Origin of the sequence: Streptomyces sp. NBC_00285, assembly GCF_036174265.1 — a bacterium.
In the GTDB taxonomy this organism is placed as follows: domain Bacteria; phylum Actinomycetota; class Actinomycetes; order Streptomycetales; family Streptomycetaceae; genus Streptomyces.
This window is the reverse complement of the sequence record NZ_CP108055.1, coordinates 3,658,796-3,677,689: the sequence shown is the minus strand read 5'-3', so window position 1 is coordinate 3,677,689 and position 18,894 is coordinate 3,658,796. Positions and strand designations below refer to the sequence as shown.

The following is an 18,894-nucleotide window of genomic DNA, read 5'->3' as shown; positions in this document are numbered from 1 at the left end:
TGGCGCAGACGCGTTGCCGGCCGACAACAAGAGGAATGCACTGTGCATCCGAAAACAGACCGCAAGTTGAATTCCAGCGAATTCGCCGATCTGCGACGCACCGTCGCCATTCGCTCCGAGACCCGGAGAAACCTCGTCCTGGATCCGGGATACGCGACGCCGATGCCGCGTGAGGTGAGCATGCAGCTCACCTATCGTTGCAATCTGCGATGCGACCACTGCTACCAGTGGAGCGATCAGGGCTTCTTCCACGACTTCAGCAAGGAGAAGCAACGCACCGAGCTGGACGTGGACGTGGTCGACCGGGTGCTGCAGGCCACCGAGGAGACGCGGGCCAAGGTCTTCCTCTGGGGCGGCGAGCCGCTGATGCACACCCGCTTCGCTGAGATCTCGGAGCTGCTGGCGCGGACCCCGCGCACCATCAACATGTGCACCAACGGCCTGATGCTGGAGCGTAATCTGCCCCACCTGCTGCCGCTCGGGCCGGGTCTGAATCTGCTGGTGAGCCTGGACGGCCTCGGCGGCGATCACGAGGCGCTCCGCGGACGCGGCACCTTCCCGCGCACGATCCGCAACATCAAGACGATGCTCGACCTCCAGCGCTCAGGAGAGTTCCAGGGAGAGATCTCGATCTCCTGCATGGTGAGTGACCAGACCGTGGGCGGCATGTACGAGTTCATGGAGTGGGCCGAGGAACTCGGCGTCAACTCCGTCTACTTCCAGTTCCCTTGGTACATCAGCCCGCCGGTGGCCCAGTCCATGGACGAACTGTACGAGAAGTCCTTCAAGTGGCTCGATCAGCCGTCCCCCGGCGCGAAACCGACCTGGCACTCCTACACCTACCGCCTGAACCCCGACCTCATCGAGACGCTGCGCGGTTCCATGGCCAAGCTCACCGAACGGACGTGGCGGGTACGCATCCGCTACCAGCCGCAGCTGGAGCCCGACGAGGTCGCCGACTTCGTCCTGGGAACGCCGCAGCCGGCGCAGCAGCGCAGCCGCTGTCTGGCGGTGTCCAACCGGCTGGAGGTTCACGCCGACGGCAAGGTCAGCTCCTGCAAGTTCTTCCCCGAGTTCGTCATCGGGGACCTCTACGCGAACAGCGTTGCCGAGGTCTGGCAGGGCGAACCGTTCCACCGGGTGCGCGAGGTACTCAGCGGCACCGGACTGATGCCCGTCTGCTCCAAGTGCATCCTTCTCTATCTGAATGGAGTGTGACCAGGTGAACGGTTATGGATCGGGTGCCTCGGTCCAGGAGCGGGTCAAGGCCATCCTGGGCGGGATCCTCGGCCAGGATCTGGTGGCCGACATCACCGACGACACCGGAATCGTCAACGACCTCGGGCTCGACTCGATCCAAATGATCACGTTCTTGCTCCGTATCGAGGACGAATTCGACCTGGAACTCGACTTCGAGAGCCTGGAGCTCGAACAGCTCGACTCAGTACGGCAGTTCTGCGAGTTCGTGACGGCCGACGCGCACCAGCAGCAGCGCCAGCGGATATGAGCGAGAGCAAGCTGATCCGGCTCGGCACGTTCGACGCCGAGCGCAGCTGGCGTCCGAGCGGGCTGGCCACGCTCCCTGCTGTCCGCAGCCCGGGCGGCGACCGGGTGGCCGCTGCCATGGATGAGTTGCTCGCCGTACTGTGCGGCCCCGATGACCTGCTGATCACCGGGTCAGCCCTGCCGGACTCGTTCATCGGCGTCCTGGCCGGAGCCGGCATCGCCCTGCGGTACCGGCAAGCGCCACCCGCCGGTACCGACGACGACGGACACCTGACAGTCGAGCAGCGGCTGCTGCACGCGGCGCCCGGAGACCTGGCCGGTTACGGCCTGGCGCCCTACGCCGTTCTGCCGGAGACCGGATCCCTGATCCGCGCCTGCGGCCTCCGCACGGAACTGCCCGGTGTCGACGTGGTGTGCCGGGTCTCCTCGAAGACGTGGTCCAACGCGCTCGTACGGACGATGGGACTCCGCGGCGCCGGCACCGTGGCCAGGTCGGTACCGGAACTCCTGACGCAGGTGGAACAGCTCGGCACCGCTACGGCGGTCATCAAGGACCCATACGGCGTGGCCGGGCGCGGCACCATGGCGGTGTCATCACCACGGATGCTGCGCACCGTCACCCGGGTCCTTCAGCGCCAGGCGGACCAGGGCGCGGCCGTCGAGCTGCTCGTGCAGCCCCACTACGACCGGGCCGCCGACTTCTCGGCCCAGATCCACGTCACCGAGGACGGCGAGATCCGCTGGCACGGCATCCGGCTCATGGAGAACGAGGCGTTCTCCTACGCCGGTTCACGCCCCGTCCCGGCAGCATTGCAACAACGCCTCGCCCAGGCCGGCTACCGGGAGCTGATCACTGGCGTCGGCACCGCGCTGGCCTCCGAGGGGTACCACGGACCGGTCTGTGTCGACTCGATGCTGCTGCGCGACGGTGCCCTCGTCCCGGTTCTCGAAATCAATCCCCGAGTCTCGATGGGCCTGATCAGCCTTGCCCTTGAGCGGCGGCTGGCCGGCCCGGGCACGACGGCCCGGCTGTCCGTCCGCACGCTGCGCCTGCCCGAACCGTCCACGGTCTCCCGTGTCTTCGGACGGCTGACAGCCGTCCTCGAAGAACGTGGCGGACTGCTCCAGGCCGGCCGAACTGGCCTGCTTCCCCTGACCGTCAACACGCTGCGGCCGCCGCGAGGCCGTCTCTACTACGCCGTGGTGGCCCGCAGCCTCGAAGAGGACCGTCTGCTGGACGAGACCATGGCCGAGGCCCTGGACATGGTGGGCAGGCAGCCCACCGAGGTGTCACATGCCCCATGAGATCGGGCTGCTAGGCGCAACCCGGATCGCGGAACGGGCCATCGTACGGCCCTCGGCCGGGCGGCCCGGCGTACGGGTGAGGGCGGTCGCCGCCAGTACCGTCGACCGGGCCGAGGCATTCCGCGCGACACACGGGCTCCCTGTCGCCCACCCCAACTACCGGGCATTGCTCGACGACCCGGGCATCGACACGGTCTATGTGTCGCTGCACAACTCGGCTCATGCCCAGTGGGCTGCCGAGGCCGCCCGCGCGGGCAAGCACGTGATCGTGGAGAAGCCGCTGTGCCTCGGGCGCCGCGAGTTGCGGACGCTGTGGACCGCTGCGGTGGCCGGCGGCGTTCACGTCATCGAGGCGGTGATGACCGCCGATCACCCCTGGCAGGCCGCGATCCGGGCCCTGATCGCATCGGGTGAGCTGGGCGAACTGACCGGGATCCGCTCCCGGATCGCCTTCGACGTCCCGGTCGGTGCCGGCTACCGCTTCGTGCCTGAGCTCGGCGGCGGCGCGTTCTTCGACACGGCCAGCTACTGGCTGCAGGCCGTACGGGCCACGGTCGGTCTCGCAGGGGCCACCGCAGGCGGCCACTCCGACTTCAGCGGTCCGGGCGGTGTGGACCTGGACTTCACGGCCACGCTGACCTGGCCGTCGGGTCTGCGCGCCACGCTTGACGCGGCTCTGGCCGAGCAGCATTGCGCGGAGCACGAGTTCACCTTCACCGGCGGTCGCGTACGGCTGAACAACTTCCTGCGACCGGCTGCCGGACCGTTCCCCGTCAATCTGGTCATCGCCCCGCAGAACGACCGGCGCCGGGTCGAGTCCTTCGAACCGTCCGCCTACTACGACGACCAGCTCTCCCGGATCCTCCACAGGCTGGACCAGCCAGGCACCGCGGATTGCTCGGACGCCGCCGAGCGGATCGCCGTCATGGAGGACATCTACCTCGATGCCCTCGGCAGAAGGCCCGGACGATGACCGGAATCGGCGGAACACCCATCAACGAGGGCCCATCGGCCCCTGCGCGCAAAGGACTGCTGCGCAGGACCACCAGCGCCCTGGCCACAGCAGGCGCCGCGGGTGCGATCTGCTGGTGGGCACTGCGCGGAGTCGACCGGACAGCTCTGGCCCGGGCCCTCCAGGAAACCCACCCGGCGGTGATCGCTCTGGTGGCTCTGGGCTACACCGCGGCGTTCTACGCCCTGGACATCACCGGGTTCGCTCTGGTCTACCGCCGCCATCTCACCCCTCATGTGCCCATCCCTCACGTAGTGACGATCGTGTGCGGCAAACAGCTTCTCGGGCTGATCTTCCCACCCCTCACCAAGCTGATCGCCCCGGTGTACTTTCACCGCCACTGGCGGGTGGGGGCCGCACGGACCCTCGGAGCCACCGAGGTGTTGACCATCGCCGACGCCGTCGTGGTGATCGCATTCGTCTCGGCCGGAGCGGCGCTCGGCAGTACCGGACTGCCCGCCGACATCGTGCTGCCGGGCATCGGCGCGTGCGTAGCACTGGCTCTCTTCCTGCTCTGGGCCTGGCTGCCTGCGGCACACCGGGTGTTCCCACGGATACGCCGCAGCGAGTTCTTGGCCGCCTTCATCCGTAGCAGCCCCGCCGAGATGGCGCTGCAGCTGGCGCTGCGGCTCGCCTTGGTGCTGGCAATGCTCGCCGCCTGGTGGCTGCTGCTGCTCGGCTCGGGCCACCGCCTCGGCCCGGGACACCTCGCGCAGTTCGGCGCGTTGTTCCTCGTCGCCACCCAACTGCCCGTCTCGGTCGGGGGGTACGGCGGTCCGCAAGGAGTCTGCGTCCTGCTGCTCACCGACACGTGGCAGTTGCTGCCCCGCGCCGACGCGGTCGCACTCAGCCTGCTGTGGTCCACCGCCTACCTGCTGTCCCGCGCTCTGATCAGCGCGTTTTTCGCGGCTCCCATGATCCGGCTATTGCGATCCGACACCGGCCGCACCGCCAAGGAAGGAGAGCCGTGCACAGTCGAACCAGGCAAGCGGTGAGCGGCGAGGAACTGTCGGCAGCGGTGAGCGAGGCCTTCGGCCAAGGCACCGCCATCCTGGCGGCCCGCGAACTTACCGATGGGATGTTCAACGCCGTATGGCTGCTTGAGCTGGACCGCGTCGGCGTGGTGGTGCTGAAGGTCGCCCCGCCCCCGGACATGCCCCTGCTCACCTACGAGCACCACATCATGCGGACTGAGGCACTCTTCCTCCAACTGGCTGCGACCACCGCAGCGGTGCCCGCGCTGCACCACGCCGGATTTGACCGTACCTCCATCAGCCGCGACTTCCTGGTGACCTCCGCTCTGCAAGGGACCTCGTGGCACCGCGCGCGCAGGCAGCTGACCGGCCTGGTCGGACGGCGACTGCGGCACGAACTCGGTCAGCTGGTGGCCGGCCTGCACCAGATCCACGGGTCCGCGTTCGGCTACCCCCAGCCGGAGACCGGACTGAACGGGAACAGGTGGGCCGAGGTCTTCCTCACGATGCTTGACGCGGTACTCGCCGACGCCGAACGCTTCGGCGTTCCCCTGCCCGTGCCGCCCGCCGACATCCGAGCGCTCGCCACTGCGCAGATCCCGGCGTTGGACGAGGTCATCACACCGACGCTGGCCCACTTCGATCTGTGGGAGGGAAACATCATGCTGGACACCGGCGCGGCAGGACCGCGTATCGAAGGACTCATCGACGCCGAACGGGCCTTCTGGGGCGACCCGCACGCCGACTTCGTCTCCCTGGCCCTGTTCGGCGACATCGAGAAGGACAACGCCTTCCTGGCCGGCTACCGCGCAGCCGGAGGGCAGGCCGACTTCACACCGAGGCTGCGTCGGCGCCTCACCCTCTACCAGGCCTACTTGTACCTGATCATGATCGTCGAGGCGGTGCCCCGCAGCTACTCCGGTCCCCGGCATCTGGTCACCCAGCGCTTCTGCCACCACAAGCTGGAGCACGCGCTGCGTACCCTGGCCCTCGCTACCGGGGCCGACCGATGATCGCCGTGCTCACCTCGGGTGTGGCACTGGGCGTGCACGTACCGGGACTGCTGCTGGCCCGCCGGCTCACCGAGTCCGGCCTACCGGTCCGTGTCGATGTGCTCGAGCGGTTCCTGCCGCCGGACAGGCGCAGCCGGATACCCGCATCCAAGCACGCCTTTCACCGTGACTTCCGGCTGGCCCTGGCCGGACAGCGGCTGTCCAACCAGAACTCCACGGGCCCGGACGAGGAAGCCGTCCGGACGCTGCTCGCCGAGTGGACGGCCGCGGGGGTGGACCTGCTTGTGGTGCTCTCCGGATTCTGGCTGCCCGCCGCCCGGTGGTACGCCGCACAGCGGCCCGGCGTCCGTGTCCATGCCTGCCACGTCGACTCGGTGGCGTCGCCCTCGTTCACCTCTGCCGCGTCGTCGGGCACGGGAGCAGATGGGGCGCGAGCTGGCTACCGGGACGTCTGGCTGCTGGAGGAACACGCGGGTGTGATCGCCCGGACCATCCCGGTGAGCCTGGCCGAGCCGGTCCGTTGGGCGGAGCGTGAGCCGCGCTTCCTGGTCCATGGAGGCGGCTGGGGTATGGGGACGTACGCGGCCCGTGCTCGCGAACTGGCCGACTGCGGGCTGGCGTTGGACATCATCGCGTACGAGCGCGGAGACATCCCCGGCGCCGGCGCCCAGGCCCGCGCTGCCGGCTGCCGGTATTTCATGATCGACCCGGACTGGCACCCCTGGCACGACGACGGATTCCCGCCGTTCGGCCGGGTGCAGTCCGACGGCACGGCCGCCTACCGGCGATCCGCAGCGCACCACGATTCCTTCCACCTGGCCCGCAGCGCCATGGCGATGATCAGCAAGCCCGGCGGTGGCACCCTGATGGACTCGCTGGCCGCAGCGACCCCCGTCGTCCTGCTTGAGCCCTTCGGAGTACACGAGGCACACAACGCCCGCCTGTGGGAGCAACTCGGCTTCGGGATCCCGTACGCCGCCTGGCAGCGGAGCGGGCGGTCCCGTGCGCTCCTCGAAGGCATGCACCACCGCCTGCTCGACGCCCGAGCCCGCGCCACAAGCTACCCGGACTCCCTGATCAAGGAGAGCGCACGATGAGATGCGAGATGTCCCTTTCCCAGAGGAACGCCATACAGGCGGAGGAGATCCGGCCCGGCGCCGTCACCAACCCCCGCACCACCATGAACATCGTCGTCGACGTGCAGGGAGCACTGGACCCCCAGGTCCTCGACGCGGCGTTCCGGGACCTGATCGCGCGGCACGAACCCCTCCGGTCCCAACCGGTCGCGGGCACCACCCAGATGGAGATCGAGTCCGTTGAAGACGCGTCGCTGGAGCCGCTCGACACGTCCGGCGACCCCGCAACCGACGCGAACCGGTTGGCAGCCCTCCTCGAAAAGACTCCGGTCGATCTCGGCTCGCCCCCGTCCGTCCGGGGTTTCCTCCTCACCTGCCACCCGCAAAAACACCTGATCGGGCTGGTCTTCCACCACTTCGCCGTCGATCCGACGTCCCTACGGCTGGCCGTCACCGAACTGGCCGCGCTGTACACCGCCCGGCTGCGGGGACAGCAACTGCCGCCCAACACGATGCAGTACGGCCAGTACGCGCGGTGGCAGGCCGAGCGGCTGGCCGCCCGGGCAGCATCCGACCGCGATGCATGGCAGACCACGCTCGCCGGAGTACAGCCGCCCCGGTACGAACGCGACATCCCCTTCCGGCCGGAGTCGTCCCCCGTCAGCCGGGTGCTGCGCACCGAACTGCTCGACCACGCCGAGATGCAGACGGTGCTCGCCTGGTCGCGACGTCATCGCAGCACGCTGTTCACCACGCTCCTGGCCGCGTTCGCCCTCGCCCTGCGGGCCCGTACCGATACCGATGACCTGGTGCTGACCACCGTCTTCGAGCAGCGCGACCGTCTGGAAGCCCGGCAGCTGATCGGCCCTTTCATCTATCCCACCGTGCTGCGGTTGCGCACCCGGTCGGGCGAGTCCGGGCCCGACTGGGTGGCCCGGGTCCGGGCCTCCGTAACCGCCACATATCAACGCGCGCAGTTCCCCGTGCGGGATCTTCTGGGAACCGTCCCCCAACTGGTCCCCGGACTCAGGGGCAAGGAACCGACCTGGTACCGCATGTTCGAGTACCTCCCGAACGTCGACACCGCCGGGTTCGCCTTCGGCCAGGCGCACGGCGAGGTCTCCCATTCCACCGGCACCGAGCACGAGGACAACCACATGGGCTTCTTCCTGCGGGTCCGACGCACCCCGCAGGGCGCTCTTGTGGGGAGGACCGCCTACGACGCGGCCGAGTTCAGCGAGGCCGGCGCTCTGGCGTTGCTCGACGACTTCCGTTCACATCTGGCACGGCTCTGCGCGATGCAGGAGTCCGCTTCACGGTGACCGAGTCCGCCGACTCATTGGTTACGCCAAGTGCCCGGCTGGCTCTCCCCGTTGGGCACACACCCACCCCGCCGAACCCGATAGGAATCCCATGATCCGCAAAGCCGTGATCCCGGTCGCCGGCCTGGGCAGCCGCCTACTCCCGCTGACCAAGGCCCTGCCCAAGGAGATGCTTCCCATCGGGGACAAGCCGGTGATCGAACACACGGTGCGCGAACTCGTCGCCTCCGGCATCAGGGACATCACCATCGTCACCTCCAGCCGCAAGACCCTGATCCAGCAGCACTTCGCCCCCGACACCGACATGGAGCTGCAACTGCGGACCACGGACAAACACGACCTCGCCGACACCGTGCGCGAACTCTCCGACCTGGCTGCGCACGTCAGCTTCATCCACCAGAACGGGCCGTACGGCAACGGCACCCCCATCCTCAACGCCTCCCGCATCATCGGCGACGAGCCGTTCATGGTCCTGTGGGCGGACGACGTCTTCGTCTCCGACATCCCGCGCGCCCAGCAGCTCAAGGCGGCGTACGAGGCCACCGGCGCCCCGGTCCTGGCCCTGATGCCGATGGACCCCGCCGATGCCTCTCGCTACGGCGTACCGGTCGTCAAGGATGATCTCGGCGGTGGTCGCCTGCGCATCTCCGGCCTGGTGGAGAAGCCGAAGCCGAAGGACGCCCCCTCGCCCTACGCCGCGATCGGCGGATACGTGATCACCCCAGGCATCGTCGCCGAGTTGGAGGATCAGACCCGCCGTTGGCACCGCAACCCGCAGGGGGAGATCTACCTCTCCGACGCTCTGCACAGCTACGCCGCCAACAATCCGGTATACGGGCAGGTCATCGCCGGCACCTGGTACGACACAGGCTCTCCGCAGGCGTACCTCGAAGCCCAGTTCGCTCACGCCCTCACCCACCGCGAGTACGGCCCGGCACTGCGCCGGCTCGCGTACGACCTCGACGCCGGGACGGACCAGTCCGGCTGAACCCCGCGAGGAGAGACCGGACAATGCGATACGGCCTCCGGGTAACTCACCCGCAGCCCAGCAGGGTCGAAGCGATCAGCGCGGCAGAGGCCGCGAACGCCGATGCGTAGGTCGCGATCCCGGCGGCGGAGGCTGCGATGCGCCACCGGGCAGGTGACGCGGGACGCGGCGGCACGCCGGCTTCCAGCTGAGCAATTCTCGCTTCGAGCAGGTGCCGTCGACGCCGCTTGCGCCCATCGCGGTGAGTCGGCGACCTTCAACAGCGCCCCGGCGACAGGCGCGGTCCCGTATCCGGCCACCGCGCGACGGTCAGCGGCCAGTTCCCGGCCGATTTCCGCGCGCGATTTTCTTATGTCGGGCAGCCGCGCGACGAGAGCGCGCAGCTCACATACGGATTCCCTTTCCCGGAAGGGAAGTTGGCACGTACCTACGTCGGGTCGAGGCCGTGAGTGCGCAGCCACGCCAGCGGATCCACGGGGGCGCCACCGCCTGGGTGAACCTCCAGATGGAGGTGAGGGCCCGACGAGTTGCCGGAGCTGCCGGCGTAACCGATGACGGTCCCGGCCTTGACGTAGCCGGAGCGGATCCGCGCGCTGGCCAGATGGGCGTACCAGGTCTGTGTGCCGTCGGCGGCCGTCACTTCGACGATGTTCCCGTAGGACGGATTCCACTTGGCCACGACCGTACCGTCGGTCACCGCCATCACTGGCGTGTACATCGACACCGGGAAGTCGAGTCCGGTGTGCCGATTCGACCACATGGATCCGACCGCTCCGAACAGCTCGCCGACTCCCTTCTGCGCGACGGGGAGTGCGAACTTCGGGCGAAGCGCCTCCTTGCGGGCCGCCTCAGCCTTCTTGCTCGCGGCGTCGGCCTCCCGGAGCTTCTGCTCCTCACGTCGGCGCTGTTCAAGGTCGACGCGTTGCTGCGTACGGCTCGCGCGGTCGGCGAAATCGTCGGCTTCCCGGCTGAGTGTGCTGAGCTGGGTGTCGAACTCGTCGTTGGCTGCGGAGGGTTGGACAGTCGGTTCGGGCGCGGCCTGCACGTTCCTGCCGTTCTCGCTGAGTCCGACGGAGGCGGCGGCGATCCCGGCCATACCTACGAACGCGATCGAGGGGGCGACGACTGTCAGAAACGCGGATCCTCGGCGTGGCGCGCGGCGACCACGGCCGCCTGGGCGGCGCGTCGTCGGCGGGTCCGGGGGAGTGCTGGGGGTGGGCTCGGCTTCGGACCGGTTCTGGTGCGCGGTTGGCTCATCGGGCCATGGTGCTTGGTCTGCTGGTGCCTGGCCGGGAGCGAAGCGGAGATCAGCGAGGGCGGAGGCGTTGTGCACGTCGAACGCCTCGGAGTCGGCAGGGGCCGCCTGGGAAAACCCCGGGTACCACTCGCCGTTGGGGTCGATCCCGTGGCCGGTCGCCTGCCACTGCGGGGCCGTTTCGTGTCCATCGTTCTCGTACCACCACACGTGGTGGGCGAATTGCTCATCACACACACCGGTGTCGTACGCGCCAGGCAGGGCACCGAATAGCGGGTCCGCGTCGCCATAGCCGACGTGGGGTTTGCCGTAGGGCTCCAACGGGACTTCCCGTGAGGGGTTCTGCGGCCATGCGGGGTGCGGGGTATCGGAAACGGGGGCTGCCGGAGGCGGGAAACCCGACGCATGACGGTCGTCCACCAGCACCTTCTCTTTCACCTGGGCAGCCAAAGGGCAAGCGGCGACTGCCCTTTGGCGGCACGGCCGAATCCGTAGCCGTCAGCCCAGATACTAATCTACTACGTAACTACTGAAGTGGATCAGGCCGCTGCTGGTGAAGACGAGCGGCGGCCCGAACGGGCGATGGCCAGGAGGATCACTGCCGCCAGCCCGTACAGCGCGACGGTGGCGGCCGTCCGGCCCGCGCCGTCCTTCTGCTGGGCGGGAACGTACAACGGCCGAGCCTCGCGCAGGAGTTGGGAGGAGCCGGTCTCGACCGGGATCCAGGTCTCTGTCGTCGACGCCCGGGAGCCGGAGAAGGTGGCGTAGACGAACCAGCGGCCGGACTCCGACACCGTGATGTCCCCCTGGTAGACGCCGTTGCGGGACGGCGTCAGAGGTGCGGTCAGCTTCTCCCCGGCGCGCCGTGCGACAAGAGTGGCGCGACCCGAGGTGCTCCGCTCCGGAGTCACCGTGACGTCGACAGTGGATCCGCGCACCGTCGCCCGCCATTGGGCCTGGCCCGCATCGGTCCCTTGGCCAGGGTCGTGTGCGGCCGCGCGCCCGGCCGACAGCAGGGGCAGCATGAGCGTCAGCATGGCGACCGTGAGCCCGGCCGTGCGGACGAGAGGGAGCCGGGTGTGCGGCAGTCCTTCGGCGGCGAACATGATCAGGGCCGAGCCCGCCAGTGAGAGGAGCAGGGACGGGACGACCTGGTCGGCAGCGACGGTCGTGCCGTGCGGCAGAACGGGAAGCAGTGGTACGTACGCCGCATGTACGGCGAGGGGGACGACGAGTGCCGACCACCACGGGGACGTACGCCATCTGCGAACCAGGTCGGCCACGAGGGCGACGGCGAGCACGGGCGGCACGATCGGCGTGGAGTGCCCGAGCCCGGCGAGGACCGGGATCACCGCGAGTCGCACAGCGGTGACGACCAGGGCCGCGCGTGTGACGGCCCACGGGTGAGCGTCGAACCGGCGGATCAGCGCGATGGCCAGAGTGATCCCGGTCGCGGCGGCGGGCAGGAACCAGACCGCCGAGAACTGCGGCACGTCGGACTCGTACTCCATGACCGGCGCCAGCGAGGCCGCGAGCACGAGTCCCCCGCCGAGCACCATCGGCCGGCCTCCGCCCTCGGCGGTGATCGCCCGGAGCAGGGTGACTGCGAGGGCGAACGTCGCGATGATGGCCAGCAGGTGGGGCGGGCTCCAGAGCACCGCGTCTCGACCGAACGTGGTGTGCCAGGCCGCGTCCGCCGGAGCTGAGATCCCGATGGAACCGGCGGATATGACCGCCCATCGCAGCAGCGGGTCCGCCGCGGCCTCACGGAGGCCGAGACCCTGGCTGCGGATCCTCCCGACGCCCCACCAGGCGGTGGCCGCGAGGGTCACCGTGAGGGAGCCGTAGAGCAGCGCGTGCGGTGCGCTCCAGAAGGTGTCCCGGCCCACGTCGGTGTGCAGGGAGTCGTCCCAGTACATGCTGAACAGCGCCAGCAGCCCGCTGGCCGCAGCGGTGATGAGCCGGTTCATGTTCCTCGCCCGCCTTCGTGGTCGACGATGGCCGATACGGCGAGAATATACCCCCTGGGGGTATAGGGGAACCGGTGCGTCAGCTCAGGGCGCTCCCCTTCGTCCAGGTGGTCCAGTCGACGTTCCAGTCGCCGTAGCCGTTGTTGACCGCCACGGTGTCGACGGAGTGGACGACCGTGACGGGGTCGCCGAGGTTGACTTGGCTGAAGAACCACTTGGCGTCACTCGTACTCATACCGATGCAGCCGTGGCTGCCGTTGACGACGCCGAACTTGCCCGCGTTCCACGGCGCCGCGTGGACGTACGTGCCGGACGGGGTGAGCTGGACGTCCCACTTCACCGAGCCGAGGTTGTACGCCTCGGGGCCGAATATGCCGACGGTCGAGGAGTTCATGCGGATGGTCGGTACCTTGCTCAGGACGACCATCGTGCCGTTCCAGGTTTCGTAGCCCTTCTTGCCGGACGAGACCTTCAGGGTCCGGAGCGTCCGGCCGTTCTTCGCGACCGTCATGGTCTTCTTGTTGACGTCGACGGTGCTGGTCACGGCGTCGCCTATACGGAAGTTCACGACGCGCTGCTGGGTGCCGTACACACCGCCGCCCGCGTCCACGCCCGCGAGGTCCATGCGCAGGGTTACGTCCGTGCCGGTCTTCCAGTACCTCTCGGGGCGGTAGTCGACGCGGTCCTTGCCGTCGCGGTCCTTCATCCAGCTCCAGGAGCCCTCAATCGCGGGGGACGCGGTGACCTTGAGCTTCCGTTCCACCGCCGCCTTGTTGCTGATCGGCTTGTTGAAGGTGATCGAGACCGGCATCGCGACGCCGACCTTCGTGCCCTTGTCGGGGTAGTACTCGCCGACGAAGCTGTTCTTGGCCGCCTCGGTGGTGAAGGAGGCGGTCTTGTTGAGGGCGGATCCGCCAGACGCCTTGCCATTGGCCGTCACCGTGTAGCTGGCGCCCGGGGCGAGTGGTGTCGTGGAGGTCCACACGGACTTGTCCTTCGACCAGGTGCCGGCGAGCTTGCCGGGGCCGGGGGAGGTGACCGCGACGGTGGAGAGGGAGCCGCCCTGGGCGTGCACCGTCACCTTCCGGCTGACCGGCACCTTCGCGTCGCCGTCGCCGGGAGTCACGGCTATCGCGGCAGGTCCGCCGTTCTTGCTGTCGCCGACTGCCGTGTCCGAGCCGCTGTCCGCCTTGCCGCCGCCGGAGCTGCATGCGGCGAGGACGACGGCGGCCGAGGCGAGCGCGAGCGATCGCGCGGACCGGCGAACCGGCCGTGCTGTCAGGCGCTGTCCCATGAGGCTCCCTCTTCTTTACCTAATGATCTAAGTATTTTCGTAGACGATCGGCGGACCCTTTCGGTTCCCGCGTGTCGGGGGCGCCGCCGGTGCGATTGCGGCGTGTGGCAGACTCCTCCCGTAGCTACTAGTGGTTTTCGTAGTCTCGCTGGTCTTTCCATGCAAGGCGATATCGCTACGGGTGATTCCGAGACGCGAGTGTAAGGGCGAGCATCCTGGTACCCCCTGGGGGTAGGATGCCGACTCCGGCGATCGGTAACCACGACACAGGTGGAGATCATGGCGATACGGACAGCGCACAGCGGAGGCGGCACAGCCGTCCGCTGGACGTACGGGGTGTTCCTCACCCTCTGCGTCGCGCTGGCCGTCCTCGTCCACCACGAGACGTCCGCGATGGGCACTTCGTCGTCCATGTCGGGACCGGCCCATGCCGGGCACGTGATGCCGGGTTCTGCCCAGGCTGTACACGTGATGGGCGGCGATGAGGCGACGTCGGTCTCGGACGACTCCTCGCACGACATCGAAGACGGCGGGTGCGCCATGCCCGGCATGCAGCATTGCACCTCGGCGAGCGTCGACACCGTGCAGCTCGCCGTGCCCGGCCAGAGCTCGTTCGACCCGCTGGTGCATTTGCGGCAAGCTGCGGCCGGACGCTCACCCGGCGCGCTGGTCGGGCGCGCTCCGCCAGATCTCTCCGTCCTCTCTCAACTGCGTCTATAGGCCGCGCCGGACGGCGCGCGATGTGCCGTCCTTCCGTGACCACATCGGCAGTTTCGAGACAGAGGACACAACGTAATGAACAGCTTCAACCGACGCTCCGTCCTGCTCACCGGCCTGGGAGTCGCCGGAGCGGGCGCACTCGCTGCCTGTAGCAGTGGTTCCGGCTCCGGCGGCGGTAGCGCTCTGGTCAGCCCCACCGCCTCGGCCGTCACCGCCGCCGATATGAAGCGCAAAGCCACGGGACGGCGGAAGAAGGTCACCCTGACCGCGGCGCCCGCGATGATCGACCTGGGCGCCGGGGTCATGCCCAAAACCTGGGCCTTCGACGGCCGGACCCCCGGCAAGGAGGTCCGGCTCTCCGCCGGTGACACTCTCGTCGCCGAGCTGTCCAACCAGCTCCCGAACAAGACCACCACGTCGATCCACTGGCACGGCATCGCACTGCGCAACGACATGGACGGCGTACCGCCCGCCGTCCAAACCGCCGTGCGGGCCGGCTCCACCTTCACCTACAGCTTCATCACCCCCGACCCCGGCACGTACTTCTTCCACCCGCACGTCGGCGTCCAGCTCGACCGCGGCCTGTACGCCCCGCTGATCGTCGAGGACCCCAAGGAGCCGCTGTCGTACGACGACGAGTGGGTCGTCCTCCTCGACGACTGGCTCGACGGAGTCACCGGCACACCCGACGACGCCTTCGCCGAACTCAAGCGTGGCATGGCCGACATGGGTGACATGAGCGGCATGGACATGGGCAGCAGCCCGAGCCCCAGCAGTTCGGATACCGGCATGGGGGACATGGGCGGGATGGACATGGGCGGCTCCGCCTCCCCGTCGGCCTCGGCCTCCGCCTCCGGCGACATGTCCAAGAAGTTCATGCTCACGGGCGCCACCAGCAAGCTGCTCGGCGGTGACGCCGGCGACGTGAAGTACCCGCACCACCTCATCAACGGCCGGGTAGCGGCCGACCCCGACGTCTACACCGGCAAGCCCGGCAAGAAGGTGCGCCTGCGGATCATCAACGCCGGCTCGGACACTGCCTACCGGGTTGCCCTCGGCGGCCACAAGCTGACGATCACCCACACCGACGGCTTCCCGGTCCAGCACCAGGAGGTGGACGCCCTGCTGGTCGGCATGGGGGAGCGGTACGACGTCCTCGTCACCCTCGGCAATGGGGTCTTCCCGCTCGTCGCCCTGGCCGAGGGCAAGAACGCGAACGGCCTGGCGCTCGTGCGCACGGGCTCCGGGAGCAAACCGTCCGCGACTGTCCGCCCGAAGGAACTCGACGGCATGATCATGACGGCGTCCCAGCTGCAGGCCGCCGACGACGTGCGGCTCAAGTCCGCGAAGACCGACGTCACGCACCAGATCAAGTTGACCGGCAACATGATGAAGTACAACTGGTCCATCAACGACAAGTCGTTCGACATGATGCATCCCGAGGCGAATCCGATCCTCATCGAGGAGGGCCAGCGGGTACGGCTCGACTTCGTCAACACGACCGAGATGTGGCACCCGATGCACCTGCACGGCCACACGTACCAGCTCGGCGCCTCCGGCCCGCGCAAGGACACCGCGGTCGTCCTGCCGAAGAAGACGGTGTCCGTGTTCCTCGACGCCGACAACCCCGGCCAGTGGATGCTGCACTGTCACAACGCCTACCACGGCGAGGCCGGGATGATGGCGAACGTGGCCTACAAGGCCTGACGTTCGCCTCACGCCGCCCGGACGGGCCCGCCGAGTCCTCTCGGGCGGGCCCGTCCGGGCGGCGCACCTGTACCCCGCGTTCCGGGCGGCCCGCATCCGCAATATCGCGATCCGGGGCTGCAAGAGTCGCCTGGGATGGAGCCGCTGAAGCATGCCGTCGGCGGAGGTGCCGACTGGCTGTGCGAGACGCCGGCGAGCTGGGCCGGGCAAGCTCGAGGGCCACCTTCCCCGTCCAGTGACCTGTCCGGGCAAAGCGGCCCTCTACGACGCCACGGCGCGTCAGAGCACGCGCACCGCGCCGGTCGGCGGGTCCCAGGAGAGGGGCCTCTCGACGATGCCCGTGGACGGGTTCTCGGCTCCGACGAAGTTGCCGCCGCCGACGTACAGCGCCACGTGGTAGGCGCCGCTGCCCGCGGAGCCCCAGTAGAGGATGTCGCCCGGCTGGAGGTTGCTCAGCGAGACCGGGGTGCCCGCAGTCGACTGGTCCTGCGACACCCTCGGGAGGCTGATGCCCGCCTGCTTGAACGCGGCTTGGAGCAGGCTGGAGCAGTCCCAGGAGTTGGGTCCTGTGGCGCCGAGCACGTAGGCGTCGCCTATCTGCGCCTTGGCGAAGGCGATGACAGCGGCTGCCGAGCCGCTGGCCGTGGATGAGGAGGTGCTGGTGCTGGTGCTGGTGCTGGTGGTGCTGGTGGTGGCAGTGCTGGCGGACGAGGCCAGTGTGGTCCGCTCGGAGGAGCGTGAGGCGGCGGCCTTCTTGCGTTCGGCCTCGGCCTTCCGCGCGGCTTCGGCCTTCGCCTTGGCCTGGGCGAGGTTCGCCTTGGCCTGCTTGGCGGCCGTGGCAGCGGCCGCGTCACGCTCGGCACTCAGCTCGTAGCTGGCCGCGGCCTGCTGGGTGGCGTCCGCGGACTGCGCGACCTGAGCGGCCAGGTCGGCTGTGAGCGTGGGCAGTTCGAGGGTCTGCGTCACCGGCTCGGCGGCGTTCGCCGCGCCGGACGCGCCAGCCACTGCCAGGGCGCCGAGGACGCCACCGGCAACTCCGGCCCTCACTGCCATTCTCGACGTGTTGCGGGCGGGTTTCCTGTGGCTTGGTATCTGAGCGGTGTGGGACATGAGAACAACCGGTATCAGGGTCTCCTCCATATCTTCAAGGGACGTGGGGTGCGCCACACTTACTCAACCGCGGCCCGGAATTCCCGGCGCGCCACTCCTTATTGACGTCATAACGGACATTGGGGGCTCCACGCGCAAGGCCTCTACTAAGGCTCTTCGTTGTTACGTCCGTATTGCCCCTCGCCTTACCCTGGACCGGAGTCGGTGGCCAAGCCCGGCGTCTTGGCGGCCGGATGGTGTGACGCAGGTCACGGAATGGTGCGGCGTCGCAAGGGTGAGTTCGTCGGCAGATGATGGGCGCGCCCTGGCGCGGTGTGCGGTCGGCTCCTCAGTTCTCCGACTTGCGCGCACGGTGATCGGGGATGGGGATGACCCGCGAGTCGGAGTGGGTGGTGAACGGGGCCTGCGGCGCCTGGCCTTCGGTAAGGCGCGCGAACTTCTCGGGCCGTGCTGCGGTCCGCTGCCGGAACGGCCGCGCGTAGTCGATGAGGGGCTGCATGCGATGCCTCCTGGGCGCGCCGCGAGGGTGGCGCGTCGGTTCTTCAGGTGCGGAATGTTGCTGCGGCGGGCAAGAGGAAAGCGCCCGGGGTGCTGTGGAAGCGCAAGGGGTGCGGCGCGGCCGGGAAGGGGGCTGCGGCCGTCCGGAATCGCGCTTACCGCGGATCCGGTCGGCAGTGGAACGCGTGTGCCGCCATCGGGGGTGCCGTGTGCGTGAACAGCTGAAGGGTGAGCGTCCCTATGTCCGCTCATTTCCCCCTCCGATTCACGCCCGTGTCGGGTGTCGCGCTCACGTCATCCGGTAAAACTAAGTTACTTAGTAGATTGTTGGCTCGATCCGGGTCCGGATGCTCCGTGATCGACGCATACATGGCGCCACGGTCGGGACATCGTGCATTGACAGGGACAGTGTGTATCGATAAAGCTGGTGTCCGTCATGAGGACCTGGACGACGATCCGGAACGTCCGACGCGACGGGAAGGACACCGGCATGGCCGGCTCACTCCGTTACCCCCACCACGCCCACTCCGGTTCCGAGGAACCGCCAGAGCCCGAGGACCTGTATGCCACCCCGCCTCCCTGGGACATCGGCCGACCGCAACCGGCCTTCCTCGCCCTCGCGGAAGCGGGGGCCATCCAGGGCCGGGTGCTGGACGCCGGCTGTGGCACCGGCGAGCACGTGCTCCTGTGCGCCGGCCTTGGCCTGGAGGCCACTGGCGTCGACCTAGCCACCCGGGCCCTGCGTACCGCCGAGCAGAAGGCGCGTGAACGGGACCGCGCCGCGCGGTTCCTCCACCGGGACGCCCTGAAGCTGGGCGACCTGCGGGAATCCTTCGACACCGTGCTCGACTGCGGGCTCTTCCACACCTTCGACGGTGCCGACCGCGCCGCCTACGTCGACAGCCTGCGAACCGCGACCCGGCGCGGCGGCCGCTACTTCATGCTGTGCTTCAGCGACCGGCAGCCAGGCGAATGGGGACGGGTGCACAAGCTCACCCGGGACGAGATCGAGGCCTCGTTCGCCGACGGATGGCGCATCGACTCCATCGAACCCAGCACGATCGACATCACCACCGATCCGGACGGCATCCGGGCCTGGCTCGTCGCCCTCACCAGGATCTGAACCCGTGAGGTTCCGGAAAGG

Annotated in this window: 17 protein-coding genes; 12 read left to right on the top strand and 5 right to left on the bottom strand. The window is 68.6% G+C overall.

What is annotated here, in order from left to right; translation table 11 throughout:
• Positions 1-66: 66 nt before the first annotated feature.
• The 9 genes from OHT57_RS17050 (at position 67) to OHT57_RS17010 (ending at position 9,196) form a co-directional block, all read left to right on the top strand.
• A complete protein-coding gene (locus OHT57_RS17050) occupies positions 67-1,218 on the top strand; it encodes a radical SAM protein (protein ID WP_328747270.1) in 1,152 nt (383 codons plus the stop codon).
• A 4-nt stretch (positions 1,219-1,222) separates the two neighbouring features.
• A complete protein-coding gene (locus tag OHT57_RS17045) occupies positions 1,223-1,507 on the top strand; it encodes an acyl carrier protein (protein WP_328747269.1) in 285 nt (94 codons plus the stop codon).
• A complete protein-coding gene (locus tag OHT57_RS17040) occupies positions 1,504-2,811 on the top strand; it encodes a hypothetical protein (protein WP_328747268.1) in 1,308 nt (435 codons plus the stop codon). The genes OHT57_RS17045 and OHT57_RS17040 overlap by 4 nt, the downstream gene beginning before the upstream one ends.
• A complete protein-coding gene (locus OHT57_RS17035) occupies positions 2,801-3,784 on the top strand; it encodes a Gfo/Idh/MocA family protein (RefSeq protein WP_328747267.1) in 984 nt (327 codons plus the stop codon). The genes OHT57_RS17040 and OHT57_RS17035 overlap by 11 nt, the downstream gene beginning before the upstream one ends.
• Complete coding sequence (locus OHT57_RS17030) at positions 3,781-4,818, top strand: lysylphosphatidylglycerol synthase domain-containing protein (protein ID WP_328747266.1); 1,038 nt, start codon at positions 3,781-3,783, stop codon at positions 4,816-4,818. The genes OHT57_RS17035 and OHT57_RS17030 overlap by 4 nt, the downstream gene beginning before the upstream one ends.
• On the top strand, positions 4,791-5,810 hold the full coding sequence (locus tag OHT57_RS17025) for a phosphotransferase family protein (RefSeq protein ID WP_328747265.1): 1,020 nt from the start codon (positions 4,791-4,793) through the stop codon (positions 5,808-5,810). Before OHT57_RS17030 ends, OHT57_RS17025 begins: the two co-directional genes overlap by 28 nt.
• Complete coding sequence (locus OHT57_RS17020; protein ID WP_328747264.1) at positions 5,807-6,907, top strand: hypothetical protein; 1,101 nt, start codon at positions 5,807-5,809, stop codon at positions 6,905-6,907. The genes OHT57_RS17025 and OHT57_RS17020 overlap by 4 nt, the downstream gene beginning before the upstream one ends.
• Positions 6,908-6,915: 8 nt before the next feature.
• Positions 6,916-8,208, top strand: a complete 1,293-nt coding sequence (locus OHT57_RS17015; protein WP_328747263.1) for a condensation domain-containing protein — start codon at positions 6,916-6,918, stop codon at positions 8,206-8,208.
• A gap of 91 nt (positions 8,209-8,299) precedes the next feature.
• Positions 8,300-9,196 carry a UTP--glucose-1-phosphate uridylyltransferase gene (locus tag OHT57_RS17010; protein WP_328747262.1) on the top strand — a complete coding sequence of 299 codons (897 nt, stop codon included), beginning with the start codon at positions 8,300-8,302 and terminating at the stop codon, positions 9,194-9,196.
• A gap of 427 nt (positions 9,197-9,623) precedes the next feature.
• On the opposite strand, the gene OHT57_RS17005 is transcribed toward OHT57_RS17010, so the two are convergent.
• From OHT57_RS17005 to OHT57_RS16995, 3 genes are all read right to left on the bottom strand, one after another.
• Positions 9,624-10,292 (bottom strand): M23 family metallopeptidase, encoded by a 669-nt coding sequence (locus OHT57_RS17005; protein WP_328747261.1) that lies wholly within the window; start codon positions 10,290-10,292, stop codon positions 9,624-9,626.
• Positions 10,293-10,990: 698 nt separating this feature from the next.
• Positions 10,991-12,421, bottom strand: coding sequence for a hypothetical protein (locus OHT57_RS17000; RefSeq protein WP_328747260.1), 1,431 nt, complete (start codon positions 12,419-12,421; stop codon positions 10,991-10,993).
• A 79-nt stretch (positions 12,422-12,500) separates the two neighbouring features.
• On the bottom strand, positions 12,501-13,715 hold the full coding sequence (locus tag OHT57_RS16995) for a L,D-transpeptidase (RefSeq protein WP_328747259.1): 1,215 nt from the start codon (positions 13,713-13,715) through the stop codon (positions 12,501-12,503).
• 279 nt (positions 13,716-13,994) lie between these two features.
• Between OHT57_RS16995 and OHT57_RS16990 the strand changes: the two genes are divergently transcribed.
• Positions 13,995-14,435: a DUF6153 family protein gene (locus OHT57_RS16990; RefSeq protein WP_328747258.1), complete on the top strand. Its 441-nt coding sequence runs from the start codon at positions 13,995-13,997 to the stop codon at positions 14,433-14,435.
• A gap of 75 nt (positions 14,436-14,510) precedes the next feature.
• Positions 14,511-16,142 (top strand): multicopper oxidase family protein, encoded by a 1,632-nt coding sequence (locus OHT57_RS16985; RefSeq protein WP_328747257.1) that lies wholly within the window; start codon positions 14,511-14,513, stop codon positions 16,140-16,142.
• Between the two features lie 279 nt (positions 16,143-16,421).
• Here the strand turns inward: OHT57_RS16985 and OHT57_RS16980 are convergent, their stop codons facing one another.
• Positions 16,422-17,252 (bottom strand): C40 family peptidase, encoded by an 831-nt coding sequence (locus OHT57_RS16980; protein ID WP_328747256.1) that lies wholly within the window; start codon positions 17,250-17,252, stop codon positions 16,422-16,424.
• Between the two features lie 328 nt (positions 17,253-17,580).
• Positions 17,581-17,751, bottom strand: coding sequence for a hypothetical protein (locus OHT57_RS16975; RefSeq protein WP_443053454.1), 171 nt, complete (start codon positions 17,749-17,751; stop codon positions 17,581-17,583).
• A gap of 489 nt (positions 17,752-18,240) precedes the next feature.
• On the opposite strand from OHT57_RS16975, the gene OHT57_RS16970 reads away from it, so the two are divergent.
• Entirely contained in the window at positions 18,241-18,873 is a 633-nt protein-coding gene (locus OHT57_RS16970) for a class I SAM-dependent methyltransferase (protein WP_328747255.1), read from the top strand.
• Positions 18,874-18,894: the final 21 nt, after the last annotated feature.

Coding starts and splice junctions, on each gene's coding strand:
- OHT57_RS17040 (WP_328747268.1), top strand. CDS start 1,504: ATGAGCGAGAGCAAGCTGATCCGGCTCGGCACGTTCGACGCCGAGCGC.
- OHT57_RS17035 (WP_328747267.1), top strand. CDS start 2,801: ATGCCCCATGAGATCGGGCTGCTAGGCGCAACCCGGATCGCGGAACGG.
- OHT57_RS17030 (WP_328747266.1), top strand. CDS start 3,781: ATGACCGGAATCGGCGGAACACCCATCAACGAGGGCCCATCGGCCCCT.
- OHT57_RS17020 (WP_328747264.1), top strand. CDS start 5,807: ATGATCGCCGTGCTCACCTCGGGTGTGGCACTGGGCGTGCACGTACCG.
- OHT57_RS17015 (WP_328747263.1), top strand. CDS start 6,916: ATGTCCCTTTCCCAGAGGAACGCCATACAGGCGGAGGAGATCCGGCCC.
- OHT57_RS17010 (WP_328747262.1), top strand. CDS start 8,300: ATGATCCGCAAAGCCGTGATCCCGGTCGCCGGCCTGGGCAGCCGCCTA.
- OHT57_RS17005 (WP_328747261.1), bottom strand. CDS start 10,292: ATGGCCGGGATCGCCGCCGCCTCCGTCGGACTCAGCGAGAACGGCAGG.
- OHT57_RS17000 (WP_328747260.1), bottom strand. CDS start 12,421: ATGAACCGGCTCATCACCGCTGCGGCCAGCGGGCTGCTGGCGCTGTTC.
- OHT57_RS16995 (WP_328747259.1), bottom strand. CDS start 13,715: ATGGGACAGCGCCTGACAGCACGGCCGGTTCGCCGGTCCGCGCGATCG.
- OHT57_RS16990 (WP_328747258.1), top strand. CDS start 13,995: ATGGCGATACGGACAGCGCACAGCGGAGGCGGCACAGCCGTCCGCTGG.
- OHT57_RS16985 (WP_328747257.1), top strand. CDS start 14,511: ATGAACAGCTTCAACCGACGCTCCGTCCTGCTCACCGGCCTGGGAGTC.
- OHT57_RS16980 (WP_328747256.1), bottom strand. CDS start 17,252: ATGTCCCACACCGCTCAGATACCAAGCCACAGGAAACCCGCCCGCAAC.
- OHT57_RS16975 (WP_443053454.1), bottom strand. CDS start 17,751: ATGCAGCCCCTCATCGACTACGCGCGGCCGTTCCGGCAGCGGACCGCA.
- OHT57_RS16970 (WP_328747255.1), top strand. CDS start 18,241: ATGGCCGGCTCACTCCGTTACCCCCACCACGCCCACTCCGGTTCCGAG.